Below are 20,740 nucleotides of genomic sequence, written 5' to 3' on the forward strand. Positions count from 1 at the left end.
GGGAGCGCACAGTCGGAGGTATGGACGCTCACGAGCTGATCACCCGGAACGCGGCCGAGGTGGTCACCGAGGCGGAGATCGAGGCGCTGGCCGACGACCCCGAGGGCAAGCGGGCGTACGTCGGCTACGAGCCCTCGGGCGTGCTCCACATCGGTCACATGCTCACCGCGAACAAGCTCATCGACCTCCAAGAGGCCGGCTTCGAGGTGACGGTCCTGTTGGCCGACGTACACGCCTACCTCAACGACAAGGGGTCGTTCGAGGAGATCCGCCACACCGCCGAACGGATGCGCGACCAGTTCATCGCCTACGGGCTCGACGAGTCGAACACGCAGTTCGTCCTCGGCTCCGACTTCCAGCTCGACGACGACTACACCCTCGACCTCCACGCCCTCGAACTGGAGACCACCCTCGCCCGCGCCGAGCGCGCGATGGCCGAGATCACGTCGGGGGACTCGGTGAAGGTGTCGCAGGCCGTCTACCCGCTGATGCAGGCGCTCGACATCCCGTACCTCGGCGTCGACCTCGCGGTCGGCGGGATGGAGCAGCGCAAGGTCCACATGCTCGCGCGCGACGTGCTCCCGAGCATCGACCGCGAGCCGCCGACGAGCCTTCACACGCCGCTCATCGCCGATCTCGCGACCGGCCGCGGGAAGATGTCCTCCAGCGAGGGCGTCACGATCTCGATGGAGGACTCCCGCGAGGAGATCGAGTCGAAGGTGAACAACGCCTACTGCCCGCCGACGGCCGACCCCGAGCCGACCGACGACGGCGAGTCGCGCGAGAACCCCGTCCTTCAGGTGTTCGAGTACCACGTGTTCCCGCGGTTCGAGTCGATCGTCGTCGAGCGCCCCGAGGAGTACGGCGGGGATCTGGAGTACGACACCTACGACGAGCTGGAGGCCGAGCTGGAGGCCGGCGAGCTTCACCCCGCGGACGCGAAGGGCGCGCTCGCGGAGTACCTCGACCGCCTCATCGCGCCGGGGCGCCAGCAGCTCGCGGAGTAGTCGCCGGTATCAGACGTTCGAATCCGGCCGGCCCGTCGTTCCGGTCTCCGCGTTTTCTCTCACCGCGTGCCCGTCGAGCGGACAGGTCCCGTCCAGACAGCCGAGCCCCGCCGCCGTCTCGAAGAGGGGGAGCCCGCAGTCGCACTCGCCGACGACGACGCCGGCCGGGAACGAGAAGGTGGTCTCGCAGTCGGGGTCGTTCTCGCAGCCGAGGTACACCCGGCCGGGCGCGAAGCGGACCCGCAGGTCGCCCTCGCAGTCCGGGCAGTCCCAAATCCCGTCGAATCGCTCGCTGACGGCGTCTTCCATCGGGTCGCAGGCAGGGTCGAGACAGAGGTGAAACGGCTCGCCGCGCTCGACGCGGATCTTCGGGAGGCCGCAGTCGTCGCAGGTCGCGTCCGTGACGCTCGCGCCCGCCGGCAGTCCCCAGCGCGTCTCGCAGTCGAGACACACCACGTCGCCCCGCGAGCGAACGAGCGATCCGCCGTCCTCGGGGCAGGTCCCGACGGGGACGCCCGCCTCGGTGACGGGGAGCGCGCGGCTCGCGGTCGCCTCCGTGGCGACCACCCGGAGCTGCCGGGAGCCGTCGCGGGCGGTGACGGTGAACCCGTCGCCGTCGCCCTCGACGACGACGCTCTCGGGGCGGGTGAGCCACGCGACGGGCTGGTAGCCGTCGGCGTCGTGGACGAGCGTCGTGTCGTCGGGTTTTATCAGGACGACGACGCGCCCGCGGTGGGTGCGGGTGCGATCGCCGCGGTCGATTACCTCGCAGTCGCCGGCCAGCACGCGGAGTCGTTGCGGCATACGACGGCTGGCCGCGGCATCGGTGTTAAGCGGTCGTCACGGAGGTTTATCACCGTTAGTCGACGCGAACCGTTCGCGTCGCCGTGACCGGCAGCAGCGGGAGGTCGGGGAAGACGACCGCGACAGTGAACTCCAGCTCGTCGGCGTCGGGTGGACCGAACACGCCGACCGGGACGGCCGTCTCGCCGTCGAGGTACGTCGTCGTCGCGGTCATCTCCACGTCGTTGACGGTGACGCGGATGCCGGCACGAGCGCTCCCGGAGACGGCCGCGACGGCGACCTCGCACAGCTCGTTCTCGCCGACTGCGATGGCGTCCGGGAACTCCCCCCAGTCGACGTCGATCCGTGGACAGTCGCGCGCGGCCTCGACGATCCGCTCCGCGACGGAGCCGCTCATGCCGGCGCGTTCGAGTTCGTCCGCGCCGGCGTCGACGACGTCGGCGGGCGAGGTGAGACCGGCGTCCGCGAGGCGCTCGGCGCGGCCGGAGCCGACCCCCTCGATCGCCGTGAGCGCGACGGCTTCGCGGGAGACGCCGTGTTCGACGCGGGCCTCGACGCGGCGCGCGAGGTTGGCGGCGCGGGGACCGGCGAAACGGTCGAGGAACTCCGCGAGCGCGGCGAGCAGGCGGAGCGCGTTCTGCCGGATCACCCACGCGTCCGACCGGAGGTCCGAGGGGATCGAGTCGGCCATCCCGGCGAGCAGGATGGCGAACACCTTGCGATGGCCGTCTTCGAGGTCGGTGTCGCGGCCGTCGAGGATCCGGTCGATCGCGTCCGACTCGGCCGAGCGCGCGGAGACGGAGTCGAACTCGCCGGCGGCCGCGACCGTCTCCAACACCCCGTCGACCGTGAGCGTCTCGCGGTCCGCGAGCCGTCGGAAGCGCCGCGCGGTGTCCAGGCGGAGGTAGTACTTCGAGGCGAGGCGCCCGAGCGCGGTCGGCTCGACCGCGAGGTCGTCGCCGGCCGCGACGAACCCGTCGTCGACGAGCGAGTCCAAGTGGTCGCGCACGCGGTCGCGCAGCGTCGGGAAGTCGTACTGGTCGGGCTTCGACCGTGCTCGGACGTAGTAGAAGGTCGTCTCCAGCCACGCCATCACGTCTTCGAGCCCGCGGATCGTTCCCATCGCGATCTCGGCGTTGAGGTGGGACTTGAGGTCGGCCGCGAGCCGCGACTCGATCGCCTTGCCCTCGCGGAGCAGTTTCCGGTACTTGTCCGCGTCCGCGCGGTCGCAGACGACCCAGCCGTATCCCACGTCGTCGTACTCCGGCCGACCGGCGCGTCCGAGCATCTGGAGCACGTCCAGCGGCGAGATGTCGGTCTCGCCCTCCAGCGGGTCGTGGTACTTCGTGTCGCGGATGACGACGCAGCGCGCGGGGAGGTTCACCCCCCACGCGAGCGTCGACGTCGAGAAGAGGAACTTGATCTTCCCCTGCTTGAACCACTCCTCGACGCGGTCGCGGTCCTCCTTTCCGAGTCCGGCGTGGTGGAAGCCGACGCCGTCGGTGACCGACTGTCTGAGGGTGTCGTTGGTCAGTTCCTTCGCCTCGTTGTGGAAGTCGTAGTCGCCCCGCGAGTCGATCGGGATGTCGCGCTCCGTGATCTCGTCGCGCGCCTTCTTGGCGGCCTGAACCGTGTCCTGCCGGGAGGAGACGAAGACGAGGGCCTGCCCGTCCTCGCGGACGTGCGGCTCGGCCAGATCGAGCGCGCGGTAGAGCCGGCGGTACTTGTCGGCGAACGCGTTCGAGCCGTGCGAGTACGTCTTCACGCCGGTCTCCAGATCGACGGGGCGGTACTCGTCGCCGAAGGCGTACGTCGTCTCCGCGGGCGCGTCGAGCCACTCCGCGACGTCGTCGATGTTCGGCATCGTCGCCGACAGCGCCACGACGCGGGGGTCCTGGAGCCGGCGGAGCCGCGAGACCGTGACCTCCAGCACCGCGCCGCGCTTCTCGGAGTCGAGCAGGTGAACCTCGTCGATGACGACGCAGTCCACGTCGGTGATAAAGGAGTAGCGCGCGGAGTCGTGCTTCCGGGTCGCGCTGTCGGCCTTCTCCGGCGTCGTCACCAGCACGTCGGCGCGCTCGGCGCGCCGCGGGTTCAGGTCGCGTTCCCCGGAGACGACGTAGACGGAGTAGCCCAGCTCCTCGAACCGCTCCCACTCGCTCTCCTTCTCGTTGGTGAGCGCGCGCAGCGGCGCGACGAACAGGGCGGTGCCGCCCTCCGAGAGCGTCTTACAGATGGCGAGTTCGGCGAGCGCGGTCTTCCCCGAGGCGGTCGGCGCCGACGCGACGACGTTGTGGTCGGTCTCCAGAATTCCCGGCAGCGCCTCGCGTTGCATCCGATTGAACTCGTCGAACCCGAAGGCGTCGGCGAACTCCGGCACCGCGTCCGCGACCTTCACGGCACACCACACCCGTGCGCGAGTCGTCGGGAACCGCGGCTGTGTCGCATCGGATCGAGACGGGGGCTTCGAGGGCAAAGGCGTTTCTCATGCGGCCGCGCCGCGATCGACTCGGTCGCGAGGCGGCGTGTCGTCACCGGCGCCGCCGCCTCGCGACCGTCGGACGGCGACGCGCCGCCGCGGACCCACACCGTTTAGGTGGCAGCGGCCGACCGGGTGGGTATGATTCCCACCTCGCCGGTCGTCGTCGGTATCGCCGTCGCGGTCGCGCTGCTCGCGCTGTTCGTGCTCGCCCGCCGACTTCGCGGACCGTCGAGCGAGGCGCGCGAGTCGAAGCGCGCGCACGAGGCGGCACAGGAGCGCGAGCCGCCGGTCGAGATCGGCGAGACGTACGAGTTCGGCGTCACCGAGCTCACCGACCACCACTCCGGCGAGGAGGTCGCCGTCGGGAAGGTCGAGGGATTCGTCCTCTTCACCGAGGGCATCCCGAGCGGGCTCGAACCGGGCGACGTGATCCGCGCGAAGGTGCTCTCGTTCAACGAGGGACGCACCTCGGCCGACGCGACGTTCGTCGGGCGGGCGTAGGGGGCACGGCGGGCCTTCACACACCCCCGCACGACCACGTCCGCTCCGAACCGGAGGTTCATACGTGATGCCGACGAAGTGGTGTCGCAATGGCTCAGGCCGGCACCCAGGACCTCACGGAGCGGTTCATTCAGTTCTATCGTAACTACTACAGAGAGGATATCGGCCAACTCGCCCAGCGGTACCCCAACGAGCAGCGCTCGCTGTACATCTCCTACGACGACCTCTTTCAGTTCGACCGCGACCTCGCCGAGGACTTCCTCAACAAGCCGGACCAGATGCGCGAGTACGCCGAGGAGGCGCTGCGGCTCTACGACCTCCCCGCCGACGTCAGCCTCGGCCGCGCGCACGTCCGCATCGAGGAGCTCCCCGAGAGCGTCGACATCCGCGGAATCCGCGTCCACGACGACCACATCGGCAAGCTCGTCTCGGTCCAGGGGATCGTCCGCAAGGCCACGGACGTCCGCCCGAAGGTGACCGAGGCCGCCTTCGAGTGCCAGCGCTGCGGCACGATGACGTACATCCCCCAGTCGGACGGCGGCTTTCAGGAACCCCACGAGTGTCAGGGCTGCGAACGGCAGGGCCCGTTCCGCGTCAACTTCGATCAGTCCGAGTTCGTCGACTCCCAGAAGCTCCGGATTCAGGAGTCGCCCGAGGGGCTGCGCGGCGGCGAGACGCCGCAGTCGCTCGACGTCGACATCGTCGACGACATCACGGGGAAGGTGAGCCCGGGCGACCACGTCACCTGCGTCGGCGTCCTCCACATCGAGCAGGTCGAACAGGGCAACGAGAAGTCCGCCATCTTCGACCTGTACATGGACGGCGTCTCCATCTCCATCGAGGACGAGGAGTTCGAGGACATGGACATCACCGACGCGGACAAACGCGAGATCATCGAGCTCTCCGAGCGCGACGACATCTACGAGGCGATGGTCGACTCCATCGCGCCCGCTATCTACGGCTACGAGGAGGAGAAGCTCGCGATGATCCTCCAGCTGTTCTCCGGCGTCACCAAACACCTCCCCGACGGCTCGCGGATCCGCGGAGACCTCCACATGCTCCTTATTGGCGACCCCGGAACGGGTAAATCTCAAATGATTTCGTATGTAGAAAATATCGCACCGCGCTCTGTGTACACGTCTGGGAAGGGGTCGTCCGCGGCGGGCCTGACCGCCGCGGCCGTCCGCGACGACTTCGGCGACGGCCAGCAGTGGTCGCTCGAAGCCGGGGCTCTCGTCCTCGCAGACAAAGGCATAGCCGCTGTCGACGAGCTGGACAAGATGGATTCGAGCGACCGCAGTGCCCTCCATGAGGGCCTCGAACAGCAGAAGATCAGCGTCTCGAAGGCGGGTATCAACGCGACGCTGAAGGCTCGCTGCTCGCTGCTCGGCGCGGCGAACCCGAAGTACGGCCGCTTCGATCAGTACGAGCCGATCGGCGAGCAGATCGACTTAGAGCCCGCGCTCATCTCGCGGTTCGACCTGATCTTCACCGTGACGGACAGCCCGGACCCGGAGCACGACTCCCGGCTGGCCAAACACATCATCAAGACGAACTACGCCGGCGAGCTCAACACCCAGCGCGAGGAGCTGGCGAGCTCGGAGTTCACCTCGGAGCAGGTGGCGGAGGTGACCGAGGAGGTCGCGCCGGAGATCGACGCGGAGCTGCTGCGCAAGTACATCGCCCACGCGAAGCGGTCCTGCTTCCCAACGATGACGGAGGCGGCGAAGGAGGTGATAGAGGAGTTCTACGTCGACCTGCGCTCGAAGGGCGCCGACGAGGACGCGCCGGTGCCGGTCACCGCCCGGAAGCTGGAGGCGATGGTGCGGCTCTCGGAGGCCAGCGCGCGGGTGCGGCTCTCGGACACCGTCGAGCGCGAGGACGCGGACCGCGCGACGGACATCGTCGAGTCGTGTCTCAAGGACATCGGCGTCGACCCGGAGACGGGGCAGTTCGACGCCGACGTGGTCGAGACGGGCACCTCGAAGAGCCAGCGCGACCGCATCAAGAACATCAAGGCGCTCATCGCCGACATCGAGGAGGAGTACGAGGACGGCGCCCCGGTCGACGAGGTGCTCGACCGCGCGGGCGAGGTCGGGATGGACCCGGGGAAGGCGGAAGGGGAGATCGAGAAGCTCCGCACGAAGGGGGAAGTGTACGAGCCCAAGCAGGGCCACCTCCGGACGACGTAGATGGACCGCATCTCCGCGATACGGAACGTCGAGGACGCGCTCCGCGAGTTCGAGAACGGCGATGCCGACCTCGCGGCCACCGAGCGGCGCGTCGCGGCCGTGCTGCGGACGTACGCGACCGAGTTCGACGGCGACGGCGACGTGTACCGCGCGGTCGGCGACGACCCCGTCGACGGGACCGTCGTCGTCGCGCCCTCGGAACCGGCCGCACGCGAGCGCGTCCTCGCGGCCAGCGACGTCGACGGCGGGGGAGACACCAGCGACGTCGCCAGCGATGGGAGTTCCACCGGCGGCGACGACCCCGAGTTCGAGGTCGAGCGGTTCTGACCGCTTCGGTCGGCGCCGAGCGCGGAGGCCGGTCCGCCGTCGCTAACGACGACTGAAACGTTCCGGTCCGGAACGGCTAAATTCCAAAATCGACCAGCGGCGGGCGTGCTGCTGGTCGTGACGTATTCGGCGGCCGCCAGAACCGGCCTCCGAAACCTGTGTCGCCGCCACGAGTCGGTCGTCGCCCGGCGGTTCGGTCGCGCCGCGCTGTTCGACGAGACGGTGTACGCCGCGTTCCTCGCCCTGCGGCTGCGGGAGTCGCACGGCGGAGACGTTCAGATAGAGCGCACCGAGCCGTTCAACGAGTTCGTCGCCGTCGACGACGCGGTTCGCACGGCCGCCGCCGCCTACGCGGACCGGTCCGCGAAGTCGACGCCGTACGCCGCCTTCGCGGCGGGGACGGAGCACCCGGACCCGGACGACATGCGCGACCGAGAGCTGTGACCGACGCGATGTCGACATCGTCGGGATCGGACCCCCAGAAAAGCGGGAGCGCTCCCGTCGAAGAGCGTCCGGAACCGAGTTCGGTGCTCGGCTGCCTGCCGACCGACGCCGGGGTCAGACCACAGCTCGCGGCGGCCGCGCGCTCCCGGGGACGGAGCGCGTCGGTCGCGGCGGAGATCGACGAGATCGAGGCCGAGCTCGCGGCGATCGAGATCGACCCGGTCGACCTGACGGAGGCCCGACGGCGAGTCGCCGAGACGACCGGAGAGATAGCGCGGCTGAAGGAACGGGTCGCGGCGCTGCGCGGCGACGCGCAAGCGCGCCGCGCGGTCGACGCCGAGGCGGGGGAGACGATCGACGACCTGGAGGCGGCGGCAGCGGAGCTGTCGGCCGCGCAGACGGAGGCGATCGCCGCCGAGCAAGCGCTCGAACGCGCGCGGACCGAGGCGGCCCGGAACCGCGACGAGCGCCGGCGACGGCTGCGGCTCCGCGACCGGCTTCGAAACCGGCGCCGGACCGCCCGCCGAGAGCTCGCTGAAGCGGTGTACCCGGCGTTCCGGCGCGCGCTCGCGGTCGTTCCGGGCGGCGATCCGAGCGCGGCCGGCGAGGAACCGGGCGCGTACGACGGGGACCCGGTCGCGGCGTCGCTCGCGGCGGTCAGGATCGCGGCGATCGACGGCGCCGTGGAGCTGCGCGGCGACGCGGCCCGAGCGGTCGCGGCGTCCGAGCGGAGCGCGAGGTCGCTGCTTCGGACGGCCGCGGTCCGCGTCGTGGATCCGTCGGCTGAATCCGAGGCATCCGGCGAGCGCTGACACCGAGCCGGAGGTCCCCCGACGCTTAAATACGATTCCGCGGGACCCGGCGCATGGAACTCGACTGGTCGGTCGACCGCGAGGGGGGCGCCTCGCTCGTCGGCGTCCGGGTGCGCAACGACGGAACGGTACCGCGGCGCGTCCGGATCGAGAGCCGGCTGGACGGTCCGGTGCTTCCCCCGCGGCGCGGAGGCGTCCCCGAATCCGGATGGGACGCCGAGAGTGTGACCGCGGTGATCGACTCGGGCGAACGCAGGGCGTTCGGGTTCGCGGCGCTCGCCGAGCCGGTCGAGCCGCCGGTCGAAATCGCGAGCGTCGAGCCCGTGCCGGCGGCCGCGGACGGCGATCCCACGGCGGACGCCGGGAGCGAGAACGTCGCGCTGTCGGCGGTGCGCGACCTCGAATCGCATCGTCCGCCGCGACGAGCAGTCACCGGGGGTGAAGCGGGCGACCGCGACGGCGGCGAAGGGGACGATGAAGGCGACGGGGGCTCGGCCGACGGGAGAGGAGACGGCGGGGGAACGACCGACGGCGACGCGAACGAGGGCGGCCGGCGCGGCGACGCGGGTCGGTCCGGGACCGTCGAGCCGTCGCCGAGCGAGACGGACCGCGACGCGATCGACGCGTGGTTCGCGGCCGTCGAGGCGCGGATCGAGCGGGCGGAGCGGCTGACCGACGCCGACCTCGCGACGGCGGCGGGTGTCGTCGAGGAAGCCGGCGGCCTCGACGCGGTCGCGGAGCTCGACGAGCGCGTCGCGGCCGACGCCGAGCGCCTGCGGGCGGTCCGGGACCGTGCCGCGGCGCTGGCCGAGCGCGCCGAGGAGAGCGAGGCCCCGACCGGGGCGCTGGAGCGGCTCGCGTGATCCTCGCGGTCGCGGGCGGGAAGGGCGGCGTGGGAAAGACGACCCTCGCGTACAACCTCGCCGCCGAGCTCGGCGGGGTCGTCGTCGACGCCGACCTCGGCATGGCGGACCTCCCGAACGGCCGCGGCCCCGACCTCCACGACGTCCTCGCCGGCGCGGCGGACCCGATCGAGACGGTCCGCCCCGGTCCGGTCGACGTCGTCCCGTGCGGGCGGACGCTGGCCGGCGCGCGGGCGGCCGACCTGACCCGACTCGAGGAAGCGGTCGCCGCGGTCGAGCGCGAGTTCGGGACCGTGGTCGTCGACTGTCCCGCGGGGCGGCGCGCGGACGCGGGCGTGCCGCTGGCGGTCGCAGACGCCTGTCTCCTCGTCGTCTCGCCCCGGGCGTTCGCGCTTGCCGACGCGATCCGCACCCGGGAGCTCGCCCGCGAACTCGACGCCGGGCTGGTCGGCTGCGCGGTCAACCGCGTGACCGAGCCGCCGCCGATCGACGCGATCGGCGACGCGCTCGGCGCGCCGGTCGAGGTGGTCCCGGCCGACCCGCGCGTCGGGCGGTCCGTCGCCGCGGAGGAGCCGGTCGCGACCGCCGCGCCCGACAGCGAGGCCGCCGCGGCGGTCCGGGCGCTCGCGCGGCGCGTTCCCGAGTGAAGCAGGGGACGGGCGAGACGGAGATCGAACGACCGCGAACGCGGGAGACGCGACACCGGGTCTTTTTACTCCGGCCGTCCCGTCGGCGAGACCCATGCTCGGAGTCGCGTTCGTCCTCGGGGTCGCCGTCGTCGCCGCGCTCGCGGTCTCGGTGGGACCGCTGTACGCGGCCGACCGCTTCCGTGACCTGCGGGAGCCGACAGAGGCGGAACGCGCGCAGATCGCGGCGCTGGCGGAGCCGGGCGGGCTCGGCGTCGAGCGGATCGCGATCGAGTCGACCGGCGACGAGGGCGACGGCGGGGAGCGGGGGCCCGCCGAGGTCGCGGTCCGGGGGCCGCCTCGTCGTCGGGTGTTGTTCCTCACGGAAGACGTGTTGACCGACCTCGACGAGGACGTCGCGGTCGGGCTGTTCGCGGCGGAGGCCGGGCGGGTCGCGACGTACTACGCCGAGTTTCGCGCCGTCGCCGTCGGCGCCGTGCTGGCGGCGCTGGCGGCGGTCGTCACGGCGCTCGTCCCGTTCGAGTCCGGCTTCGCCGCCGTCGTCGCGGTGGGACTCGTCTCCTTCTGGGCCGGTCGGCGGGTCCAGTACGCGGCCGACGCGCGTGCGGCGGACGCGGTCGGTGCCGACCGCGTCGCCGACGCGTTCGAGCGCGTCGCGGAGCGGCGCGGCGTCGAACCGGAGACCGGCGACTGGTCGACGTGGTTCGAGGTCCAGCCGCCGCTCGGCGATCGGGTCGAGCGGCTCCGCGGACGATCGGCGGGCGAGGAGTAAGGGGGAGAACGAACCGAACCGGCGACGGCTCAGTTCCGCGAGTGGCGGGCGACCGCGGAGTCGGGGCCGACGCGGACGTCGTAACCCGCGACCGTGAGCGAGATGTCGACGTTGCTGTCCGAGCGGCCGGAGGCGAGTTCGTTCAGCGCGTCTGGGTCGACGTGGTCGTACAGCACCACGCCTTCCTCGGGGAGGTCGGCCGGGTCGACGCCGGCGAGTTCGGCGATCGCCTCGACGACTGCGAGGCTGGGGGCGGGGCCGTCGCCGCCGTGAGGGATTCGGACCGTCTCCGGTACCGAACCGGAATCACTCGATCCGGTCGTTGCGCTGCTCATACCCGCCCTACTCCGACGCAGTATATAACCCAATCGTTCAATTTATCAAACATGATGTTCGGGCGTGACGACTGCGCTGAACCGCGGCCGCGGTCGCGGCACGGTCCCGGAACCGTTACCAATCAGCCGCACGCGTGTAGAGATAACTCGAATGCGACTCCCGGAACGACAGCTCGCGGTCCTCGAGGCCGCGAGCGCGACGGACGAACGAACGGTGGCGGAGATAGCCGCGGAGACCGGCCTGAAGCCGGAGACGGTCGCCGGCGCGGCCTTCGACCTCGCCGACGAGGGGCTCGTCGCGGTCGGCTCGGCGACCGACGAAACCCTCGAACTCACCGACGAGGGGCGGAGTTACGTCGAGGCGGGGCTTCCCGAGACGCGGCTCTACCGGGCCGGACTCGACGCCGGCGCCGACGCCAAACCAGTCTCGATGGGCGCGGTCATCGGCGAGGCGGGGCTAGAGGGCCCCGAGGTCGACATCGCGCTCGCGAACTTCGCGCGCAAGGGGTTCGGAACGGTCGAGAGCGGCGAGCTATCGGTCGATCCCGACGCCGACCCGGACGCCGACGCCGAGGCGACGGCGCTCGCGGCGCTGGCCGACGGCGACGACCCCGCCGTCGACGGAGACGTCCTCGACCAGTTGGCCTCCCGGGGACTTGTCGACCGCGGCGAGTCGGTCACGCGGACGGTTCGGCTCACGGACGACGGCGTCGACGCGCTGATGACCGGCGTGGAGGCGACCGAGACGGTCGGGGCGCTCACGCCCGAACTCCTCGCGAGCGGCGAGTGGCGCGACGCCGAGTTCGCCGAGTACAACGTCGAGGCCGAGGCGGAGACGGCCCGAGGGGGCCGAAAGCACGTCCTCCGCCGGACCGCCGACCGCGTGAAGGACGTCCTCGTCGGCATGGGGTTCCAGGAGATGGAGGGCCCCCACGCCGACGCCGACTTCTGGATCAACGACTGCCTGTTCATGCCGCAGGACCACCCGGCGCGGACCCACTGGGACCGGTTCGCGCTCGACGTGGACCCGATGGAGGGAATTCCGGACGAGCTGATGGCCCGCGTCGAGGCGGCCCACCGCGACGGGTGGGGGATCGACGGCGACGGCTACCACTCGCCGTGGTCGGCCGACTTCGCGCGCGAGGTCGCGCTCCGCGGCCACACCACGTCGCTGTCGATGCGCTACCTCTCCGGGGTCGCCGGCGCCGAACTGGAGCCGCCGCAGCGCTACTTCTCCGTCGAGAAGGTGTACCGGAACGACACGCTCGACCCGACGCACCTCTTGGAGTTCTTCCAGATCGAAGGGTGGGTGATGGCCGAGGACCTCTCGGTCCGAGATCTGATGGGCACCTTCGAGGAGTTCTACCGCCAGTTCGGGATCACGGACATCCGGTTCAAACCGCATTATAACCCCTACACCGAGCCCTCCTTCGAGCTGTTCGGCGAGCACCCGGAGACGGGCGAGGAGATCGAGATCGGCAACTCCGGCGTCTTCCGCGAGGAGGTCACCGGCCCGCTCGGCGTCGACTGCGACGTGATGGCGTGGGGGCTCGCCCTCGAACGGCTCGCGATGTTGACCACCGGCGCGGAGGACATCCGCGACCTCCACGGGACCTTGGCCGACATCGACTTCCTGCGGAACGCGGAGGTGAGCTACTGATGCCCGTCGTCGACATCGACCCCGACGAGCTCCGCGAGCTCACCGGCCACGAGGAGAAGGAGGACGCGGCGCTCAAAGACGACCTGTTCGGGCTCGGCTTGGAGTTCGAAGGGGAGACCGACGACGGGATGTTCCAGTTCGAGTTCGCGCCCGACCGCCTCGACCGGCTCTCGGTCGAGGGCGTCGCGCGCTCGCTGCGCTACCACTACGGCGACGCCCGCGGCGTGTACGTACCGAGCACGAACGACCCCGAGTGGACCATCGAGGTCGACGAGTCGGTGCCGGAGGAGCGCCCGTACGTCACGGGCGCCGTGGTCCGCGGCGTCGACCTCGACGAGGCGGCGCTGGAGTCGCTGATCCAGCTCCAAGAGAAGCTCCACGCGACGATGGGCCGCGGCCGCGCGAAGGGCGCCATCGGCATCCACGACCTCGCGATGGTGAAGGGCGCGCCGCTTCAGGAGGGCGCGGAACCGTCGGTCACCTACCGCGGCGTCGACCCCGACGGCGAGGCGTTCGTCCCGCTCGACTCGAACGACAAGCTGACGCCCGCCGAGGTCCTGTCGGAGCACGACACGGGGACGACCTACGCCGACCTCGTCGCGGACCTCGACCGCTACCCGGCGATCTACGACGAGCTCGGCCTCTTCTCGTTCCCGCCGGTGATCAACGGGAAGCGCACCGAGGTGACGACCGGCTCCCGCGAGCTGCTCGTCGAGCTCACCGGCACGGACCAGTGGACGATCGACCGGATGTGTACGATTATCTGTTACGCGCTGTCGGCCCGCGGCGCGACGATCGAGGAGGTCGAGGTGAACTACGCCGACGGCGCGACGCACCCGAGCGAGTACGGGCCGGAGCTCGTTCGCCCGAACCTCGACACCGACGAGAAGGCCGTCTCGCACGACCGGATCGAGACGCTGCTCGGAGTCGATTTCGAACCCGAGGAGGTCGTCGACTGCTTCGAGCGAGCCGGGCTCGACGCCGACTACACCCTCGGCGAGGACGTGCGCTACGAGGTTTCGATTCCGCCGTACCGCGTCGACGTGCTCCACCCGCTCGACCTCGTCGACGACGTGGGGCGGGCGTACGGCTTCGACAACCTGGAGCCGCGCTACCCCGACGTGGGGACGGTCGGCGGGCGCCACGAGCGTTCGCGGCTGGAGGACGCGGTCCGGACGAGCCTCGTGGGGCTCGGGTTCGAGGACCTGCTGAACTTCCACATGACGAGCGGGACGGAGAACTACGACCGGATGAACGTCGAACCCGGCACCGGCGGCGCCGCGATCGCCGAGGAGGAGGAGTCGAACGCGAGCGCCGGCGTCTTCGGCGGCGGCGACCCCGTCGAGATCACGGAGCCGTACAGCGAGGAGTACACCCAGCTCCGCACCTGGGCGCTCCCGTCGCTCGTCATGCTGTTGGAGCGGAACACCCACAACGCCTACCCGCAGGACGTCGCCGAGGTCGGCTTCGTCGCCGAGCGCGACGACGACGCGGACGCCGGCGTCGCCGAGTCCAGACGCGTCGCCGGCGCGGTCGCCCGCCGAGACGCTTCCTACGAGGCCGCGAAGGGGCGCCTTCAGGCGCTCTGTGACGACTTCGGCGTCGAGCTGGCGACCCCCCGGACGGAACACCCCTCGTTCATCGAGGGGCGCGCCGCCGCCGTCGAGATCGACGGCGAGCGCGTCGGCGTGATCGGCGAGCTCCACCCCGCGGTGCTCGTCGAACACGACCTCGAAGTGCCGGTCGCGGCCTTCGAGTTCGACCTCGACGCGTTACGCTGACCGGCAGAGCGGGCGAGACGCGAGTCGGCGGAACACCCGTTTCGTCGGCTCTACCGCGAATTATCACGGGTCCGACTGCGAGCAGAAGACCTATATCTCTCATAGAGCAGTGACCGGCTATGAACTGTGAGAGATGCGGCGTCGACGCCTCGCTCGCGCACCGGGACGTCGACGGGTTCGCGTACTACCTCTGTGAGACCTGTATCGACGGGTGGGACGCGATCCGTGGGTCGTCGCCCGACGCCGCCGAGGGGCCTCGGTCGCCCGCGCGATAGCGGCCGCGCCGTGGACGGCGACGACCGGTGCGTCGGGAACCGACGCGATCACTCCCGGGCCGCGTCGACCGCCTCGACGACCGCGCGCGCGTTCGATCGGATCGCGTCGAAGTCGCCGTCGGCGATCGCCGCGTCGTCGACGATCGAACTCCCGACGCCGACCGCGACGGCGCCGGCGCGGACGTACTCGCCCGCGTTGTCCGCGCCGACGCCGCCGGTCGGGACGAGCGGGATCTGCGGGAGCGGGCCGCCGATCGCCGCGACGTGTTCGGGGCCGCCGGTCTTCGCCGGGAACACCTTCACCGCGTCGGCGCCGGCCTCGTACGCCTCGATCGCCTCGGTCGGCGTGTACGCGCCGACCGCAATCGGCGTCCCGTAGCGGTTCGCCGTGCGGATCACGTCGCGGTTCACCGTCGGCGTCACGAGGAACTCCGCGCCGGCGAGCTGCGCCGCGCGCGCGGTCTCGGCGTCGAGGACGGTTCCGGCGCCGACCAAGGCGTCGTCGACGCAGTCGGTTATCGCCGCGATCGACCCCGTCGCGTTCGGCGTGTCCGCCGTCACCTCCAGCGCCGTCACGCCGGCGTCGACGACCGCGTCCGCGACCGCCACGGCGTCGTCCCGTGCCACGCCGCGGAGGATCGCGATCACCCCGCCGTCCGTGATCCGGTCGAGTCGGTCGGTTCGCATGCGTGGTATCTGCCCGCCAGGGGTATTAAATCGGACCGTGTCGGGGACGGCGGTGGCGCGCCGTCACCCAGCCGCTATTTAAGCGACGGACGGGCAAGTACGACCGTGGCGACGGACCGGTCCGCGCCGGACGCCGCGACGACGCGCCGCTCGGTGATCTCGGTGCGCGAGTCCCGCGGCCGCCGGACCGGTTCGGAGTTACCCATCTCACCATGCACATCACCGACTACGAGCTGTTCGAAGTGCCGCCCCGCTGGCTGTTCCTGAAGCTCACGACGAGCGACGGCACCGTCGGCTGGGGGGAGCCGATCGTGGAGGGGCGCTCTCACACGGTCGTCGCGGCGGTCGAGGAGCTGCTCGACGGCTACCTGCTCGGCGAGGACCCGGCGCGGATCGAGGACCACTGGCAGACGATGTACCGCGGCGGGTTCTACCGCGGCGGTCCCGTCCTGATGAGCGCCATCGCCGGGATCGACCAGGCGCTGTGGGACATCAAAGGGAAGGGGTTCGGCGCGCCCGTCCACGAGCTGCTCGGCGGTCGCGCGCGCGACCGGGTCCGCGTCTACCAGTGGATCGGCGGGGACCGACCGGCGGACGTCGGCGAGGCCGCCCGCGAGAAGGTCGACGCGGGCTTCTCGGCGCTGAAGATGAACGCCACCGCGGAGCTGGAGTCGATCGACACCCCGGCCGCGGTGGCCGCCGCGGCCGACCGGATCGCGGCCGTTCGGGAGGCGGTCGGCGACGAGGTCGACATCGGCGTCGACTTCCACGGCCGGGTGGCGAAGCCGATGGTCCGGCGGCTCGCGTCGGCGCTGGAGCCGTACGACCCGATGTTCATCGAGGAGCCGGTGTTACCCGAGAACAACGACGCGCTCCCGGCGATCCGGGCGTCGACGACGATCCCGATCGCGACCGGCGAGCGGATGTACTCGCGGTGGGACTTCAAGGAGGTGCTGGAGGCGGACGCGGTAGACCTGATCCAGCCGGACGTCTCGCACGCCGGCGGCATCACCGAGCTGAAGAAGATCGCGTCGATGGCCGAGGCGTACGACGTGTCGGTCGCGCCGCACTGCCCGCTCGGGCCGATCGCGCTCGCCTCCTGTATCCAGGTCGACGCCTGTACGCCGAACGCGCTCATCCAAGAGCAGTCGCTCGACATCCACTACAACGAGACGAGCGACGTGTTGGACTACCTCGCCGACCCGTCGGTGTTCGAGTACCGCGACGGGTTCGTGGACATCCCGGACGGCGACGGGCTCGGGATCGAGATCGACGAGGAACACGTGCGCGAGCAGGCCGAGAGAGACGTCGACTGGCACAACCCCGTCTGGCGCCACGACGACGGCTCGGTCGCGGAGTGGTGATCCGGATGGCGACCGAGACCGGACGACAGGGGGGGAGCCGATGACCCGCCGGCGCGAGTCGCCGACCGAGGGCGCGGTTCCCGGGCGCTTCGCCGGCGAGACGGCCATCGTCACCGGGTCGACCCGCGGGATCGGCGCCGGGATCGCGGAGCGGCTGGCCGCCGAGGGCGCGAACGTCGTGGTCAGCGGGCGCTCCGAGACGGCGGGAGAGGCCGTCGTCGACCGGATCGCGGGCGGGGACGGTGAGTCGGGCGACGGCTCGCCGTCCGGCGACGCGACGTTCGTCCGCGCCGACATGCGCGACCCCGACGACGTGGCCGCGCTCGCGGAGGCGGCCGCGGAGCGGTACGGCTCGATCGACGTGCTCGTGAACAACGCGGGCGTCCAGACCGAGACGGCCGCCGACGAGGCGACGCTCGATGACTGGGCGTTCGTCGTCGAGACGGACTTCCGGGCGTACTGGCTCGCCGCGCGGGCCGCCCTCGAACACATGGACCGCGGGGCGATCGTGAACGTCTCGTCGAACCACGCGTACGCGACTATGCCGGCGCACTTCCCGTACAACGCCGTGAAGGCGGGGATCAACGGGATGACGCGGTCGCTCGCGGTCGACTTCGGTCCCCGCGTCCGGGTGAACACGGTCGTCCCCGGCTGGGTGGAGGTCGAGCGGACGCGGGAGGAGCTCCCCGAGGGACGGCTGGAGGAGGTCGAGTCGATCCACCCGACCGGGCGGATCGGGACGCCCGCCGACGTCGCCGGCGCCGTCTCCTTCCTCGCGAGCGAGGACGCCGCCTTCGTCACCGGAGCCGCGCTGCTCGTCGACGGCGGCCGCGGCGCGGTGATGCAAGACGACGTGCTCCCGGACTACCGGGCGCGAGAGCGCTCGGAGTAGGCCGGCGCGACACGGCACGGGGCGGACTGCCGCCAAGACGCGGCACGGGGCGGACCGCCGCCGCGACACAGCACGGGACGGACTGCCGCCGCGACGCGAGAGACGCACGGGTCCGTCGCTCGCCGGCCGACGGCGATCACCCGTTCTTATAATTGGCCGAGCGTAGCACCGAGTATGAACGCGTTCGAGACCTGCGGCGCGGGGTGGCCCCGATGACCGACCTCGTCACGTTCGGCGAGACGATGCTCCGGCTGTCGCCGCCGCGCGGCGAGCGGCTGGAGACGACCCGCGACCTGACCGTTCAGGCCGGCGGCGCGGAGAGCAACGTCGCGGTCGGGGCCGCGCGGCTCGGCGCCGACGCCCGCTGGCTCTCGAAGCTCCCCGACTCGCCGCTCGGCCGGCGGATCGTGACCGAACTGCGGAGCCACGGCGTCCGCCCGGGCGTCGCGTGGGCCGACCCGGACGCGAGCCGGGTGGGGACCTACTACCTCGAACACGGCGGCGAACCGCGCGGGACGAACGTGATCTACGACCGCGCCGACGCGGCGATCACGACCGTCGAGCCCGAGGAACTCCCGACGGACGCGGTCGCGGAGGCGGACTGGTTTCACACGACCGGGATCACGCCCGCGCTCTCGGAGACGACCGCGGAGACGACGGCCGCGCTGCTGCGGACCGCCGGCGAGGCGGGGACCACGCGCTCGTTCGACCTGAACTACCGGGCGAAGCTCTGGGAACCGGAGACGGCGCGGGCAGCCTACGAGGACCTGTTCGAACACGTGGACACCCTGTTCGTCCCCCGGCGCGACGCCCGCGAGGTGCTCGACCGCGAGGGCGGCGCCGTCGAGATCGCGCACGGCCTCGCCACGGAGTTCGGGTTCGATACGGTGGTCGTCACCCGCGGGCTGGAGGGGGCGATCGCGCTCCACGACGGCTCGGTGTACGAACAGGAGGTGTACGAGGCGGAGACGTTCGACGCGATCGGCACCGGCGACGCGTTCGTCGCCGGTTTCGTCGCGGAGCGGCTGCGCGGCGCGGACCTCCCCGCGGCGCTCCGGTGGGGGTCGGCGACCGCGGCGCTGAAACGCACCACGGACGGCGACCTCGCGGTGACGACCCGGGCGGAGGTCCGCGACGTCATCGACGGCGAGGGCGGGATCGACCGGTAAACGAGGAGACGGCACTCCGACCGTTCTGAGGGGTGCCGAGCGGATGAGATGCGGCGCCCGCGACCCGGCGACCGCGTTCAGAGGTCGACGGGACCGCCGTCGGCGGCGCTCTGAGCGAGCGCGTCGATGACTTCCATGTTCGTGATCGCTTCCTCGCCGTCGGTCAGGGGGGCGGTCCCGTCGGCGACGCGCTCGGCGAAGTGCTCGATCTGGAGCCGGTACTGGTCGACCGCGGGGAACGTCTCGACGCCGTGCCGCCCGTCGATCTCGTACTCCAGCTCGACGGGCTCGTCCGTCGGGGCGTCGAACGCCCGCTCGACCTCGATCCACCCGTTCGTCGCGTCGACGCGGTACCGCTGGACCAGCTGCGTGTCGAAGCCGGACGCGACCCGCGCCGACCGCCCGTCGTCGTACGCCAACACGCCCGCGACCTCCGTGTCGACCCCCGCGTCCCGGGTGTCGCCGACGTGGGCGGAGGCGCGGTCGGGCTCGCCGAGTATCGTCCGGGCGAGCGAGACGGGGTAGCAGCCGACGTCCATCAGCGACCCGCCGGCGAGGTCGGGGTCGAGCCGCACGTCGTTCGGCCGGTCGTACAGCGGGAACCGGAAGGTGGCTGTCACCGTTCGGACGTCGTCGAGCTCGGTCGCCGCGAGCGCGACGGCGCGCTCGGTTCGGGGGTGGTAGCGGTACATGAACGCCTCCATCAGCGTGACGCCCCGCCGGTCGCAGTGGTCGACCACCGCCCGCGCCTCGTCGGCGTCGGCGGCCAGCGGCTTCTCGCAGAGGACGTCTAACCCGGCGTCCGCGGCGCGTTTCGTCCACTCGGCGTGGCGCCCGTTGGGGAGCGGGACGTACACCGCGTCGAGGGCGTCGTCGTCGAGCAGCGCCTCGTAGGAGCCGTAGCTGCGGGGGATGTCGGTCTCGGCCGCGAACCGCTCCGCGCGGGCGGCGTCGCGGGACGCCACCGCGCCGACCGCGTGGTCGCTGGCAGCGATCGCCGGGATCACCGCTTTGCGGGCGATCCCCGCGGTGCCGAGGACGCCGAATTCGAGGCCAGACGAGTCAGTTGCCGGAGTGCTCATGCGCGGAGCGACGTACCCCCCGGTCAAGTGGTTTGTGTCCCTCGGCGAGGTCGACGGGGACGACCCCTCCAACGACGAGGGGAGAAGAGCCGAGGCGGCCCGTCTGCGCTACTCGACGCCGAGTTCGCGGGCGGCGGCCGCCGAGATTGCCGATCCGCTTGACGTCCAAGTTGTCGGCTCCCTGAATGACCGCCTGGTGGTGGGCGCGTTCGTGATCGACTTCGTCCGGCGTGAAACGATACATGAACTGAATGTCACCGACGCCAATCAAATATCTTTCTTACCAACTATCAGTTGAAATATATCGACGTGCTCAACGAAATCACCCACCCCAAGGATTTTACCCCGACTCCGTTACGTGTATTTCGCGAACCGCACGAAGGCGACGACCCCCGTTACGCTGCGTGACGAACTCAAAACCGTCACCGGGGGTTGCCTTATATACATCGGGCCGCAGTCCTGTCAATTCACCCCGTCAGAAAACGTAACGGGCGCGACGGGATTTGAACCCGCGGCATCTTGGTCCGGAACCAAGTGCTCTGTCCGCTGAGCTACGCGCCCTCACGACGGCGTACCCGCGGCGAGCGTTTAACGCTTCTGACTCGGCTCGTTATCCGGGTCGGCCTGCCGCTCGGAGGCGTCGC

21 protein-coding genes and 1 tRNA gene are annotated in these 20,740 nt (G+C 71.0%); 16 read left to right on the forward strand and 6 right to left on the reverse strand.

Annotated elements, in window-relative coordinates:
- The first annotated feature begins 20 nt into the window (after window positions 1–20).
- Window positions 21–1,007: a tyrosine--tRNA ligase gene (locus tag EXE46_RS00295; protein ID WP_137686509.1), complete on the forward strand. Its 987-nt coding sequence runs from the start codon at window positions 21–23 to the stop codon at window positions 1,005–1,007.
- A gap of 9 nt (window positions 1,008–1,016) precedes the next feature.
- Here the strand turns inward: EXE46_RS00295 and EXE46_RS00300 are convergent, their stop codons facing one another.
- A complete protein-coding gene (locus tag EXE46_RS00300) occupies window positions 1,017–1,811 on the reverse strand; it encodes an endonuclease NucS domain-containing protein (protein WP_199234081.1) in 795 nt (264 codons plus the stop codon).
- Between the two features lie 55 nt (window positions 1,812–1,866).
- Window positions 1,867–4,209 (reverse strand): DEAD/DEAH box helicase, encoded by a 2,343-nt coding sequence (locus tag EXE46_RS00305; RefSeq protein WP_137686510.1) that lies wholly within the window; start codon window positions 4,207–4,209, stop codon window positions 1,867–1,869.
- 222 nt (window positions 4,210–4,431) lie between these two features.
- On the opposite strand from EXE46_RS00305, the gene EXE46_RS00310 reads away from it, so the two are divergent.
- From EXE46_RS00310 to EXE46_RS00345, 8 genes are all read left to right on the forward strand, one after another.
- A complete protein-coding gene (locus tag EXE46_RS00310; protein ID WP_137686511.1) occupies window positions 4,432–4,794 on the forward strand; it encodes a TRAM domain-containing protein in 363 nt (120 codons plus the stop codon).
- An 89-nt stretch (window positions 4,795–4,883) separates the two neighbouring features.
- Window positions 4,884–6,986, forward strand: coding sequence for a minichromosome maintenance protein MCM (locus EXE46_RS00315; RefSeq protein ID WP_137686512.1), 2,103 nt, complete (start codon window positions 4,884–4,886; stop codon window positions 6,984–6,986).
- Entirely contained in the window at window positions 6,987–7,313 is a 327-nt protein-coding gene (locus EXE46_RS00320) for a hypothetical protein (protein ID WP_137686513.1), read from the forward strand.
- Window positions 7,314–7,418: 105 nt separating this feature from the next.
- Complete coding sequence (locus EXE46_RS00325) at window positions 7,419–7,757, forward strand: hypothetical protein (RefSeq protein WP_137686514.1); 339 nt, start codon at window positions 7,419–7,421, stop codon at window positions 7,755–7,757.
- Window positions 7,754–8,569: a hypothetical protein gene (locus EXE46_RS00330; protein ID WP_394348172.1), complete on the forward strand. Its 816-nt coding sequence runs from the start codon at window positions 7,754–7,756 to the stop codon at window positions 8,567–8,569. Before EXE46_RS00325 ends, EXE46_RS00330 begins: the two co-directional genes overlap by 4 nt.
- Before the next feature lie 53 nt (window positions 8,570–8,622).
- Window positions 8,623–9,432, forward strand: a complete 810-nt coding sequence (locus EXE46_RS00335) for a hypothetical protein (RefSeq protein ID WP_137686516.1) — start codon at window positions 8,623–8,625, stop codon at window positions 9,430–9,432.
- Window positions 9,429–10,079 carry a chromosome partitioning protein ParA gene (locus EXE46_RS00340; RefSeq protein WP_137686517.1) on the forward strand — a complete coding sequence of 217 codons (651 nt, stop codon included), beginning with the start codon at window positions 9,429–9,431 and terminating at the stop codon, window positions 10,077–10,079. Before EXE46_RS00335 ends, EXE46_RS00340 begins: the two co-directional genes overlap by 4 nt.
- Before the next feature lie 94 nt (window positions 10,080–10,173).
- Entirely contained in the window at window positions 10,174–10,851 is a 678-nt protein-coding gene (locus EXE46_RS00345; protein WP_137686518.1) for a peptidase, read from the forward strand.
- Between the two features lie 29 nt (window positions 10,852–10,880).
- On the opposite strand, the gene EXE46_RS00350 is transcribed toward EXE46_RS00345, so the two are convergent.
- Window positions 10,881–11,186, reverse strand: a complete 306-nt coding sequence (locus EXE46_RS00350; protein ID WP_137686519.1) for a HalOD1 output domain-containing protein — start codon at window positions 11,184–11,186, stop codon at window positions 10,881–10,883.
- A gap of 151 nt (window positions 11,187–11,337) precedes the next feature.
- On the opposite strand from EXE46_RS00350, the gene EXE46_RS00355 reads away from it, so the two are divergent.
- The 3 genes from EXE46_RS00355 to EXE46_RS16735 all read left to right on the forward strand — a co-directional run bounded on the left by EXE46_RS00355 (window position 11,338) and on the right by EXE46_RS16735 (window position 14,902).
- Complete coding sequence (locus tag EXE46_RS00355) at window positions 11,338–12,846, forward strand: phenylalanine--tRNA ligase subunit alpha (protein ID WP_137686520.1); 1,509 nt, start codon at window positions 11,338–11,340, stop codon at window positions 12,844–12,846.
- Window positions 12,846–14,627: a phenylalanine--tRNA ligase subunit beta gene (pheT, locus tag EXE46_RS00360; RefSeq protein WP_137686521.1), complete on the forward strand. Its 1,782-nt coding sequence runs from the start codon at window positions 12,846–12,848 to the stop codon at window positions 14,625–14,627. Before EXE46_RS00355 ends, pheT begins: the two co-directional genes overlap by 1 nt.
- A gap of 119 nt (window positions 14,628–14,746) precedes the next feature.
- Window positions 14,747–14,902, forward strand: coding sequence for a hypothetical protein (locus EXE46_RS16735; RefSeq protein ID WP_158413917.1), 156 nt, complete (start codon window positions 14,747–14,749; stop codon window positions 14,900–14,902).
- Window positions 14,903–14,950: 48 nt separating this feature from the next.
- Here the strand turns inward: EXE46_RS16735 and EXE46_RS00365 are convergent, their stop codons facing one another.
- Entirely contained in the window at window positions 14,951–15,589 is a 639-nt protein-coding gene (locus tag EXE46_RS00365; RefSeq protein WP_137686522.1) for a bifunctional 4-hydroxy-2-oxoglutarate aldolase/2-dehydro-3-deoxy-phosphogluconate aldolase, read from the reverse strand.
- A gap of 212 nt (window positions 15,590–15,801) precedes the next feature.
- On the opposite strand from EXE46_RS00365, the gene dgoD reads away from it, so the two are divergent.
- The 3 genes from dgoD to kdgK1 all read left to right on the forward strand — a co-directional run bounded on the left by dgoD (window position 15,802) and on the right by kdgK1 (window position 19,014).
- Window positions 15,802–16,953, forward strand: a complete 1,152-nt coding sequence (dgoD, locus tag EXE46_RS00370; protein ID WP_137686523.1) for a galactonate dehydratase — start codon at window positions 15,802–15,804, stop codon at window positions 16,951–16,953.
- Between the two features lie 40 nt (window positions 16,954–16,993).
- On the forward strand, window positions 16,994–17,845 hold the full coding sequence (locus tag EXE46_RS00375) for an SDR family NAD(P)-dependent oxidoreductase (RefSeq protein ID WP_137686524.1): 852 nt from the start codon (window positions 16,994–16,996) through the stop codon (window positions 17,843–17,845).
- 212 nt (window positions 17,846–18,057) lie between these two features.
- Window positions 18,058–19,014, forward strand: coding sequence for a bifunctional 2-dehydro-3-deoxygluconokinase/2-dehydro-3-deoxygalactonokinase (kdgK1, locus tag EXE46_RS00380; protein ID WP_137686525.1), 957 nt, complete (start codon window positions 18,058–18,060; stop codon window positions 19,012–19,014).
- A 77-nt stretch (window positions 19,015–19,091) separates the two neighbouring features.
- Here the strand turns inward: kdgK1 and EXE46_RS00385 are convergent, their stop codons facing one another.
- Window positions 19,092–20,096: a Gfo/Idh/MocA family protein gene (locus EXE46_RS00385; protein WP_137686526.1), complete on the reverse strand. Its 1,005-nt coding sequence runs from the start codon at window positions 20,094–20,096 to the stop codon at window positions 19,092–19,094.
- Here EXE46_RS00385 and EXE46_RS16950 point away from each other — a divergent pair.
- Window positions 20,095–20,394: a hypothetical protein gene (locus EXE46_RS16950; RefSeq protein WP_199234082.1), complete on the forward strand. Its 300-nt coding sequence runs from the start codon at window positions 20,095–20,097 to the stop codon at window positions 20,392–20,394. The genes EXE46_RS00385 and EXE46_RS16950 overlap by 2 nt on opposite strands.
- Before the next feature lie 190 nt (window positions 20,395–20,584).
- Here EXE46_RS16950 and EXE46_RS00395 read toward each other — a convergent pair.
- Window positions 20,585–20,657, reverse strand: a tRNA-Arg gene (locus EXE46_RS00395).
- Window positions 20,658–20,740: the final 83 nt, after the last annotated feature.

The organism is Halorubrum sp. GN11_10-6_MGM (assembly GCF_005435165.1).
Classification (GTDB): domain Archaea; phylum Halobacteriota; class Halobacteria; order Halobacteriales; family Haloferacaceae; genus Halorubrum.